This window comes from Roseateles sp. (genome assembly GCF_036486225.1).
Lineage (GTDB): Bacteria > Pseudomonadota > Gammaproteobacteria > Burkholderiales > Burkholderiaceae_C > Roseateles.
Map to the genome: position 1 here is coordinate 1 of NZ_DASVNZ010000089.1, position 10,316 is coordinate 10,316.

The window sequence follows — 10,316 nt, forward strand, 5'->3', positions numbered from 1 at the left end:
GGCGCGACGCCGCCGCTCAAGCCCGCCTCGCCGATCGCGAGCCTGGGCCGGCTGTCGACCGAGAAGATCATCTTCATCGGCGCGTCGACCGGCGGCACCGAGGCCACCAAGGACGTGCTCATCAACCTGCCGGCCGACTGCCCGGCGGTCTGCATCACGCAGCACATGCCGGCGGGCTTCACCCGCAGCTACGCGGCGCGGCTGGACGGCCTGTGCAAGATCCGCGTGAAGGAAGCGCAGGACGGCGAACGGATCCTGCCCGGCCACGGCTACATCGCGCCGGGCGGCATGCACTTCAGCGTGGAGCGCTCCGGCGCCAACTACATCGCCCGCGTGCAGGACGGCGAGGCGGTGAACCGCCACAAGCCGTCGGTGGAGGTGCTGTTCAACTCCGCCGCGCGCGTGGTGGGCCAGAACGCCCTGGGCATCATGCTCACCGGCATGGGCGCGGACGGCGCCAAGGCGATGAAGACGATGAAGGACGCGGGCTCCTACAACCTCGTGCAGGACGAGGCGACCTGCGTCGTCTTCGGCATGCCGCGCGAGGCGATCAACGCCGGCGCCGCCGACGAGGTGCTGCCGCTGCACCAGATCGCCACCCGGCTGATCGAGCGCCTGCGCAGCACGGCGGGCATGTCGATGAACCGCGTGTGATCACCGGCTGATCGTCACTTCTCGGCGGGGACTTCCTCGCCGAACACGAAACGGGCGCTGACGATGCGCCCGTTTGCATTGGTGCCCTCGCCTGCGCGTTCGTCATCCGCCGGGGTCGAGTCGACCTCGTAGATCGCGATCAGCTCGCGGACGACGGGGCCGTCCGGCGTCTGGTTGACGATGCGCTCGTGGTCGATGACGGCGTTGCCGACCGCGATGCGATGCAGCAGCTGCGCATGAGGGCGCGAGGACTCGAAGCGCGCGGCCATCCGCTCGCGCAAGGCCTGAGCGCCCTGCGCGATCAGCCGGTCGGGGTACTCGTACTGGCGTGCGTCGGTCGCATAGGTGGCGACCAACGCCTCGACGTCATGCGCGTTGTAGGCGTCGAGCTGCGCCTGGACGAGGTCTGTGGGCGGGATCGATGCAGGCGTCGTCGTGCTCATTGGGCGCGTCCCTTCTTTTCTTCGTTGCTGCGGTCGCCGGTGCGGTTGACTGCCGGCAGCGCACGTGCGGGCGCGGCGGCCTGGCGATCGTTGGCCGTGGCGACCAGCGTCGCCTGCCGCGCGGCCTGCTCGCGGGCGACCCGCTGCGCTTCGACCTTCGCGAGGCGCTGCTCGCGGGCGGCGATCTGCAGCTCGGCGTTGACGTCGTTGAACGCGTTCGCGTTCGAGACCAGCGCCAGCGCCGAGACGATGGCAATCAGCACGGTCAGCGCCGGGCCGATCACCGGGAAGCGGGACCACGGCGAATAGGCGTAGCAAGGCTGCTTCGGGGTCACGCGCGGCGTCAGCCGGGACGCCCGCAGAGAGCCGTGGAAGCAGACGGTGATGTCGGGCTCGTTCATGGTCGTTCCTTCGTTCATCGGGGGAGTTCGGGGAGCAATGCAGGGATTTCTGGATCAGTGCTGGTAATGCTAGATGCCCAACAAACACTCTCCAAACGCTATATCCTTGCCTCCTTGTGCAGTCTGGCTACCCAATGGGAGCCGTTCACGGACCCGGACCTCGATCCAGAACTCGATCCGGAACAGGCACCGACACAGGATGACGACCGATGCGAACCCCCCGCCTTCCGCTCCAGTACCTGGCCGCCTTCCGGGCCGCCGCGCTGCACCAGAACCTGCGCGCGGCGTCCGAGGAACTCAACCTGACGCACTCCGCCGTGAGCCAGCAGATCCGCGCGCTGGAACTGCAGCTCGGCTTCCCCGTCTTCGACCGGCAGGGACGACGCGTCGTGCTCAACGCGGCGGGCGGTGCGCTGCTGCGCGGCGTGGAACGCGCGTATCAGGAGCTCGATCAGGGCCTGCGCGCCGCGACGGCCGCGCACGGCATCGAGCAGCGCAGCCTGCGCGTGACGGTGCTGCCCTCCTTCGCGCAGCGCTGGCTGCTGCCGCGGCTGGGCCGCTGGCACGCGCGGCATCCGGAGGTGACGATCGAGATCGAAGCCTCCCCTCGCCTCGTCGACCTGGAGCGCGAGAACTTCGACATCGCTTTACGCCAAGGCCTGGGCCCGTGGCCGGGCCTGGACAGCGAGCCGCTCTTCGACCTGTCGATGCTGCCGGTGGCCTCGCCGGCGCTGGCGCACCAGCTGATCGGCGAGCCGCTTGAGGCGATCGCGCAGGCGCCGCTGCTGGGCGACGCGGGGTTATGGGAAGACTGGTTCGCGCAGGCCGGACTGCGGCGTCAGGTCGTGCCCGTCGCGATCTTCAACGACTTCGGCATCCTGCTGCAGGCGGCCGAACAAGGCATGGGCGTCGGACTGACGCGCGAGCTGCTGGCCGCGGATGCGCTGCTCGACGGCCGCCTGGTGCGCGTCGCGCCGAGGCAGGCGATGCTCAAGGAGCCTCAGCGGTATCACATCGTCTACCGGCCGAAGTCGCGCGAAGAGCCCGCCGTGCGCGCGTTCATCGCGTGGCTGCACGAGGAGACCGGGCAGTCGCGCGCCGCGCTGGACGGCGCGAAGACCTGCCTGGCGACGGGCAAGGTCACGCCGCAGTCACCGCAGATGCCGGTCACGACCTGAGCGTCACCCGATCAGGTCAAGCGCTCAGGAACAGTTCCTGCAGATCGCTGAGGAAGTCGAAGCCGCGCGGCGTCGCGCGGATCACGGCCGGATCGAGGTCGAGCAGGCCCTTCTCGCGCCCTTGCGCCATCGCCTTGGCGATCGCCGACGGCGGCAGGCCGGTGCGTTCGAGGAAGCTCTGCATCGTCACGCCTTCGCGCAGGCGCAGCGCGTTCAGCATGAACTCGAAGGGCAGCTCGTTGCGGGCGACTTCGTTCTCGTTGGACACGGCCTGACCCTCGGCGGCCTTCTGCATGAAGGTCGCGGGGTCGCGCCAGCGCACCTGGCGCAGCAGCCGGTGCGCGAAGCTGAGCTTCGTGTGCGCGCCGGCGCCGATGCCGAGGTAGTCGCCGAACTGCCAGTAGTTGGTGTTGTGCGTGCAGCGGTGGCCGTCGCGCGCGTAGGCCGAGACCTCATAGCGCGACATGCCCTTCGCACCGGTGCGCGCGGTGATCAGGTCCAGCATGTCGCTGGCGAGATCGGGATCGGGCAGATGCTCCGGCGGCGAATTCGCGAAGCGCGTGTTGGGCTCGATGGTCAGGTGGTAGACCGAGAGGTGCGGCGGATCGAAGGCCAGCGCGATGTCCAGGTCCTGGTCGAGTTCCGCCAGCGTCTGCCCCGGCAGCGCATACATCAGGTCGATGTTGAAGGTGCCGAACGCACGCGCCGCTTCCTCGATCGCCGCGCGCGCCTGCGTGCCGCTGTGGATGCGGCCGAGCGCATGCAGCTTCGCGTCGTCGAAGCTCTGGACGCCGATGGACAGGCGCGTCACGCCGGCCTGCGCGAAGCCGGCGAAGCGGTCCTTCTCGAAGGTGCCGGGATTGGCTTCCATCGTGATCTCGCAGCCCGGCTCCAGCGGCAGCCGCGCGCGCAGGTCGGAGATCAGTTCGGCGATCTGCTCCGGCGCGAACAGGCTGGGCGTGCCGCCGCCGATGAAGATCGACACGACGGAGCGCCCCCAGATCAGCGGCAGCGCCGCTTCCAGGTCGGAGCGCAGCGCGGCGAGGTACTTGCGCGCGGTCTCCACGTCGAGCTCGCGCCCGTCGCGGTATTCATGCGAGTTGAAGTCGCAGTACGGGCACTTGCGGATGCACCACGGCAGGTGCACGTACAGCGACAGCGGCGGCAGCGCCGACAGCGTCAGCGTGCCGGGCCGCATCATGCGGATGATGTCAGCCAAGGTGCCAGCTCTCGCGCATCTGGCGCAGCAGGTCCTGCGACGCGAGCGCGCGATGGCTCAGGCGGTTCTTCGCCTCGGCGCCCAGCGCCGCGACGCTCTTCCCGAGTTCGGGAATGAACATCAACGGGTCGTAGCCGAAGCCGCCCTCGCCTTCCTGCGCGTGCAGGATCTCGCCGTGCCAACGGCCCATCGCGATCAGCGGCTCGGGGTCTTCAGCCGAACGCACCGCGACCAGCGCGCAGACGAAACGAGCGCGCCGATCGTCGATGCCTTCGAGCTTCTCGAGCAGCACGCGGTTGTTCTCGGCATCGCTCTTCTCGTGGCCGAACAGCGTCGCATAACGCGCCGACAGCACGCCCGGCATGCCGCCAAGCGCGTCGACCGCCAGACCCGAATCGTCCGCCAGCGCCGGCAGACCGCTGGCCTTCGCCGCATGGCGCGCCTTGGTCAGGCCGTTCTCGACGAAGGTGTGGAAAGGCTCTTCCGCCTCCGGGATGCCGAGGCTGCCCTGCGTCACGAGTTCAATGCCGAGCGGCTCGAACAACGCCTGCAGTTCCTTCAGCTTCTTCGCATTGTTGGAGGCCAGGACCAACTTCATCGCTTGCTCCAATCGACGGAGATTACTGGGGAGTCATCGGGTCTCCGCCCGCGGGGGCCGCCGGCGGAGATCCCTGGAGAGTCACTTCAGGCCGAGCGCCTCGCGCTGCGCGACGAGCAGCTCGCGGATGCCCTTCTCGGCCAGGTTCAGCAGCACGTCGACCTCGGCGCGCGTGAACGCGACGCCTTCGGCCGTGCCCTGCAGCTCGACGAAGTGTCCCGCACCGGTCATGACCACGTTCATGTCGGTGTCGCAGGCGGAGTCCTCGACGTATTCGAGGTCCAGCAGCGCCTGGCCGTCCAGGATGCCGACGGAGATCGCGGCGACCGCGTCCTTCAGCGGCGACGCGGCGATCTTGCCCTGCGCGATCAGCCAGCTCACCGCGTCGTGCGCGGCCACGTAGGCCCCGGTGATCGCCGCGGTGCGCGTGCCGCCGTCGGCCTGCAGCACGTCGCAGTCGATCTGGATGGTGCGCTCGCCCAGCTTGGACAGGTCGAACACCGCCCGCAGCGCACGGCCGATCAGGCGCTGGATCTCCTGCGTGCGGCCGGTCTGCTTGCCGCGCGCGGCCTCTCGGTCGCTGCGGGTGTGCGTCGCGCGGGGCAGCATGCCGTATTCGGCGGTGACCCAGCCTTCGCCGCTGCCGCGCTTGTGCGGCGGCACCTTCTCTTCGACCGACGCGGTGCACAGCACCTTCGTATCGCCGAACTCGATCAGCACCGCGCCTTCGGCGTGACGCGTGTAGTGGCGGGTGATGCGGACCGGACGCAAGGCGTCCGCCGCGCGCCCTTGCGGGCGGGTGGCGCTGCTGCTCATGAGGAAATCCTTTGGTGCCTTCAGTGGGGCTTCTTGCCGGCCTTGCGGATCGCGTCCTGGATCTCGCGCACGGCGGAATCGATCTCGGCTTCGTCGAGCTGCACGTCCTGGGTCGCCCCGTGGATCGTGGAGGCGAAGCCTTCCTGGTCGAGGTCCTGCGTGGAGATGGAATCCGGGGCGTCGCCCTCGCCTTCCCACTCCACGGCCAGGGCCGTCACATTGTCGCTGCGCGCGCCGGCCTGGCGCAGCGCCTGCTCGACGAGTTCCGGCACCGCGTCGCCGACCGAGCGGCTGTCGGACATGTGACGCAGGATGTCCACGTCGCTGACCGAGCTCCACAGCCCGTCCGAGCACAGCAGCATGCGGTCGCCGTTCTGCAGCAGCACCGGGCCGTTGACGTCGATCATCGGCTTGCCGGGGCTGCCCAGGCAGGTGAACAGCACGTGGCGGTTGAAGCGCTCGGCGCCGGTCGCGTGGCGGCCCAGCGCCTCCTGCAGCTCGCTGTAGGAATGGTCGCGGGTGCGGGCGATCAGCTCGGTCTCGCGCAGCAGGTACATGCGGGAGTCGCCGCAATGCGCCCACCAGATCTGGCCCTGCTGCATCAGCCCGACGACGATGGTCGTGCGCGGCGTGTCGTTCATGCCGCGCTGCTGGGCGTAGGTCAGCAGTTGCTGGTGCGCGAGCAGCACCGCCGTCTCGAGGAACTGCGAGGGCTCCTTGATCACCGGCTGCGCGTCGCGCTGGAACAGCGCCGCGACGTTCTGCAGCGCCAGATGGGCGGCGACTTCGCCGTCCGGATGGCCGCCCATGCCGTCGGCGAGGGCGAAGAGACCGGCCTCGCGGGTATAGCAATACCCCATGCGGTCCTCGTTCTTCTCCCGGCCGCCGCGGCGACTCACCTGGTAGACCGAGAACTTCACGCCTTGGCCCCGGTCTTCAGGTTCTCCAGCTGCAGCTTGAGGCGCTCGCTGAAGCTGAGCTTGGTGTAGCGGCGCTCGGTCTCGCGCGACAGTTCCTTCTGCAGCGCGAAGACGCTCTGCGGACGGGTCAGCGGATCGAGCGACATGCACCACTCGGTCACTTCGAGCAGGTTGTCGGAATACACGTTGCGCAGGCGCGAGAGCGACAGCCCCAGGCGGTCCTTCTCCAGGCGTTGCGGCGCGTCGTTGGGCGGATAGCCCTGCATGCAGGCGTAGATGCAGGCGCCGATCGCGTAGATGTCGGTCCACGGGCCCAGCGAGCCGTCGCGTCGGTACATCTCGGGCGCGGCGAAGCCGGGCGTGTACATCGGCCGGATGAAGTTGCCTTCCTTGGACAGCACTTCGCGGGCCGCGCCGAAATCGAGCAGCACCGCCTTGTTGTCGTTGGTGATGAAGATATTGGCCGGCTTGATGTCCAGATGCAGCATCTTGTGCTGGTGCACGATGCGCAGGCCTTTGAGGATTTCGTCGAAGAGCGACCGGATGGTCGATTCGCGGAACACCTTGTCACGCTTCAAATCGCGCGCGGTCACGATGAAATCCTGCAAGGTATCGCCTTGCAGGTAATTCATGACCATATAGACGGTCTCGTTCTCGCGCAGGAAATTCAGCACCGAAACGACGCTCGGATGCGAAATTTGCGCGAGGGAACGGCCTTCCTCGAAAAAGCTGCGCAACCCCAGGCGGTACAGGGGTTGTTTTTCCGGTTTCACGCGGGGCGTGAGTTCTCCGGGAGATCGTTCTGCAAGGGACGAGGGGAGGTATTCCTTCAGAGCCACCAAGTGATGGTCGGGGTCTTCGGCGAGATAAACGACGCCGAATCCACCCGCAGCCAGTTTCTTGATGATCTGATAGCCCCCCACCACCGTGCCTGCGGGCAAGGGCGCCGGTTTCGGCTTTGACATAATCGCGGTTCGATTGTTCTACCGATAGCTGATGCCAGTTTACAGCATGACCGGTTATGCCAGCGCCACGGCACAACCCGCGAACTCCGGCGAAACCCCTAGCCCGGCCACCCAACCCGCGGTCACGGTGGAGGCGCGCTCGGTGAACGGACGTTTCCTCGACCTGAGCTTCCGCATGCCCGACGAGCTGCGCTCGCTCGAGGCGGCCCTGCGCGAGCTCGTCTCGGGCAGCGTCAAGCGAGGCAAGATCGAACTGAGGATCAACACCCACAAGGACACCGACACCTCCTGGCCGAACCCGCAGCCAGAGCAGCTCAACCGGCTTTCGCGGCTGGAATCGCAGGTGCAATCCTGGCTGCCGAAAGCGCAGGGTTTGACCGTCCAGGAAGCGCTCAACTGGTGCAAGACCGGCGCGACCGGCGCCTCGGCGAACGACGAGACGGTGCTCGACGCGGCGCGTCAATGCCTCAAGGGATTCCTCGAGGCGCGTGAACGCGAAGGCGCGAAATTGGTAACGATGCTCAAGCAGCGCGTCGCCACTTTGCGGGACCTCGCCACACAAGCCGAGCCGCTGATCCCCGCCGCGGTGCAACGCCAGCGGGAGCGTTTCCTGGAACGCTGGCAGGAAGCGCTCAGCGCGACCGGCGCCACGCAGACCATCTCCGAGCAGTCGCTGCACGAGCGCGCCGTCAACGAGGCGGCGGCCTATGCGCTGCGCATCGACGTGGCGGAGGAGCTCACGCGGCTGCGTGCGCACCTGGACGAGATCGACCGCCTGCTCAAGAAGGGCGGCGAGGTCGGCAAGCGGCTGGACTTCCTGATGCAGGAACTGCACCGCGAGGCCAACACGCTGGGCTCGAAGGCCGCGGCCATCGAGTTGACCAACATCTCGGTCGAGATGAAGGTCGCCATCGAGCAGATGAAGGAACAGGTGCAGAACATCGAGTGAGCGGCGTGGCCGTCAGGCGACGGCCACCCGCTTCCTCAGCACCACAGGCCCTGGAATCACGGCGATCACCGTATCCAGCGCCTCGCTCGCCCGCTCCAGCACCACGCGGCCGTCGGCTTCGACGACCGGCAGCGGCTGCGACGCGAAGTCGAGCCACCTCACATCCAGACGTCCCAGCAAGACCTGGCGCTTGCGCCGCACGCGCTCGCGCAACTGCGTGCGTTGCGCAAGGCTCAGGCCGTAGCGATCCTCGGTCTGCACGCCGCTGCCACGTGGGATGAATGGCAGGAGACTCAGCCGCCGCACGCCGAGCGCGAGGCAGTGATCCGCCATCCAGTCGAGCACCCACTCCCCGCCCGCGACGAGCGTGGTCTGCACCGTGGTCGGAACGCGGGCCGCCAGCATCTCGCGCAGATGCGCGTTGGCCAGATCGAAGGCCGGTCGTCCGACGATCCCATCGTGATGCGGCTGATCGCCGTGCAGGCTCAGCTTCACGGCGGTGTTGGTCGCGCGCAGCGCGGCCAGCAGTCCGTCAGGCAGCGCGATGCCGTTGGTCGTGACGCGCGTGACGCAGCCGCTCGCCCGCGCGTGGACGAGCAACTCGGCGAGGCCCGGATGGATCGTCGGCTCCCCGCCGCAGAAGTGCACCGTCCGCATGCCGTGCGCGACGAGCCAGTCCAGGCGCTGCTTCAACAGCGCGACATCCGGATGCACACCATCCGGCGGCGCCAGGCAGAAGCCGCAACGCGCATTGCAGTAGCGCGTCACGCGAAAGCACATCGATGCAGGCAGCCGCGGGTCCATGCGTTTGTCTCCCTGGCCCGCGACATCCGCGCCAGTGCGCGACGCGCCTGTGCGCTTGCGCCTCTCAGCGCTGGCGACTCTCCGCGAGCATGTTGCAGAAGAGTGCGCCCTGCTCGATCGCGTCGTCAAGCGCGACGTGGGAGTGCGGCAGGTCATCGAACCAGCGCTTGGGCATCGCGCTCTTCGTGCTGCGCCGGTAATCGCGACGCAGCATCACCATCGCCATCGTCTTCACGTCCAGCGCCGAGAAGCTGAACGGGCTGCGGCCCGCGAAGCGGATCAGGTACCAGTAGACGAACATGAAGTCGAAGGACGCCGGATAGCCGACGAACACGGGCTGTCCGGGCAGGCCCTCCAACCAGGCGACGTAATCGGCCATCGCGGCCTGCGGCGATCGCAGGTCGGTGCGCGAAGCCGCCCAGGCGTCCGGCTGCTGCGCCCACCACGCCATCGTGTCGGGATGCCCGGTGGCGTCGGGCAGCGTCTCCAGGTTCGCCGAGAAGGTCGCCACCAAGGTCTTGTCGGCGAGGTACGCCGCCGATCCGAAGCTCAGCATCGAATGCGGACCGGGGATGGGGCCGTCGACCTCGACATCGGTGCTGACGTAGATCTCGGTGCGGGTTTTCTCGTTCATGAGGGCTAAGTATCAGGGCCCGCGAGGCGCTCTCGAAGCCAGCGCGACACCTCCGCGCGACCGCGCTTGCACAGCGCCGTGTTCCAGTCCTTGCAGCGCGGCGGCGGCGGAAGCCGGCGCACGCGCGACAGGCGCTGCGCATAGGCGGCGGCTTCGCGTTCGCCGGGTCGGTTGGCGTCGAAGCCCAGCCATGTGATCCGATCGGCGCATACCCCCGGCAGCCACGGCGCCCAACGCCCGATCGTCGCCACACCGCCGCAACCGCAGACCGCCAGCGACAACGCGTCGAAGAGGCCTTCGACCAGGATCAGCGGTCCGTCGTTCCCGTTGCGCCAGCCGACGCCGAGGTCCACGACACCGCCGCCCGGACCGATCGTCAGCATCTTGTCCTGGCCGCGCAGCGTGCTGAGGTAACGACCGTGCACCGACACCATCACACCTGCGTGGTCATGCAGCGCCGCGAGCACTGCCGGACGACCCGCCCAATCCGGATCGAAACGCAGGCCCGCGGCGTCCGCGACCGCCAGCGGGATGCCGCGCCGCACGACGTAGTCCTCGCCGGGCGTGCCGGCCAGCGGCCGCGCCCGCGCGAACCGTTCGTCGGGCGATTCGCCGGACCGGGGCATGCAGACGGGGTCGCAGGTGAAGGGGACCATGCCTCGATCTTCCTCCTCCCGAGTCCGTCTTTCACGAAGCGATCCCCCCAGTTCCGCAATTGACCTGCCCGGAGCGGTG

General features: G+C 68.2%; 13 protein-coding genes. 3 read left to right on the forward strand and 10 right to left on the reverse strand.

Features of this window, described 5'->3' with window-relative positions:
- Positions 1–654 (forward strand): chemotaxis protein CheB (locus VF536_RS06710; protein WP_331614040.1); only part of this gene is annotated, 654 nt, incomplete at its 5' end.
- Positions 655–668: 14 nt separating this feature from the next.
- Here VF536_RS06710 and VF536_RS06715 read toward each other — a convergent pair.
- Entirely contained in the window at positions 669–1,097 is a 429-nt protein-coding gene (locus VF536_RS06715) for a nuclear transport factor 2 family protein (RefSeq protein ID WP_331614041.1), read from the reverse strand.
- Entirely contained in the window at positions 1,094–1,498 is a 405-nt protein-coding gene (locus tag VF536_RS06720) for a hypothetical protein (protein WP_331614042.1), read from the reverse strand. Before VF536_RS06720 ends, VF536_RS06715 begins: the two co-directional genes overlap by 4 nt.
- Before the next feature lie 209 nt (positions 1,499–1,707).
- On the opposite strand from VF536_RS06720, the gene VF536_RS06725 reads away from it, so the two are divergent.
- Positions 1,708–2,676, forward strand: coding sequence for a LysR substrate-binding domain-containing protein (locus VF536_RS06725; protein ID WP_331614043.1), 969 nt, complete (start codon positions 1,708–1,710; stop codon positions 2,674–2,676).
- Positions 2,677–2,692: 16 nt separating this feature from the next.
- Here the strand turns inward: VF536_RS06725 and hemW are convergent, their stop codons facing one another.
- From hemW to VF536_RS06750, 5 genes are all read right to left on the reverse strand, one after another.
- A complete protein-coding gene (gene hemW, locus VF536_RS06730) occupies positions 2,693–3,877 on the reverse strand; it encodes a radical SAM family heme chaperone HemW (RefSeq protein ID WP_331614050.1) in 1,185 nt (394 codons plus the stop codon).
- Between the two features lie 10 nt (positions 3,878–3,887).
- A complete protein-coding gene (gene rdgB, locus VF536_RS06735; RefSeq protein ID WP_331614044.1) occupies positions 3,888–4,493 on the reverse strand; it encodes an RdgB/HAM1 family non-canonical purine NTP pyrophosphatase in 606 nt (201 codons plus the stop codon).
- A gap of 81 nt (positions 4,494–4,574) precedes the next feature.
- Positions 4,575–5,309, reverse strand: coding sequence for a ribonuclease PH (rph, locus tag VF536_RS06740; protein WP_331614045.1), 735 nt, complete (start codon positions 5,307–5,309; stop codon positions 4,575–4,577).
- 20 nt (positions 5,310–5,329) lie between these two features.
- The gene (locus tag VF536_RS06745) at positions 5,330–6,229 is read right to left on the reverse strand and encodes a PP2C family protein-serine/threonine phosphatase (protein ID WP_067275106.1); all 900 of its coding nucleotides are present in this window, start codon (positions 6,227–6,229) and stop codon (positions 5,330–5,332) included.
- Entirely contained in the window at positions 6,226–7,194 is a 969-nt protein-coding gene (locus VF536_RS06750) for a serine/threonine protein kinase (RefSeq protein ID WP_058936168.1), read from the reverse strand. Before VF536_RS06750 ends, VF536_RS06745 begins: the two co-directional genes overlap by 4 nt.
- A gap of 31 nt (positions 7,195–7,225) precedes the next feature.
- On the opposite strand from VF536_RS06750, the gene VF536_RS06755 reads away from it, so the two are divergent.
- Positions 7,226–8,143 (forward strand): YicC/YloC family endoribonuclease, encoded by a 918-nt coding sequence (locus tag VF536_RS06755; protein ID WP_331614046.1) that lies wholly within the window; start codon positions 7,226–7,228, stop codon positions 8,141–8,143.
- 12 nt (positions 8,144–8,155) lie between these two features.
- Here the strand turns inward: VF536_RS06755 and VF536_RS06760 are convergent, their stop codons facing one another.
- The 3 genes from VF536_RS06760 to VF536_RS06770 form a co-directional block, all read right to left on the reverse strand.
- Entirely contained in the window at positions 8,156–8,947 is a 792-nt protein-coding gene (locus tag VF536_RS06760; protein ID WP_331614047.1) for a radical SAM protein, read from the reverse strand.
- A 64-nt stretch (positions 8,948–9,011) separates the two neighbouring features.
- Complete coding sequence (locus VF536_RS06765) at positions 9,012–9,581, reverse strand: 3'-5' exoribonuclease domain-containing protein (protein ID WP_331614048.1); 570 nt, start codon at positions 9,579–9,581, stop codon at positions 9,012–9,014.
- A 5-nt stretch (positions 9,582–9,586) separates the two neighbouring features.
- Positions 9,587–10,237: a DUF7146 domain-containing protein gene (locus tag VF536_RS06770; protein WP_331614049.1), complete on the reverse strand. Its 651-nt coding sequence runs from the start codon at positions 10,235–10,237 to the stop codon at positions 9,587–9,589.
- Positions 10,238–10,316 lie beyond the last annotated feature (79 nt).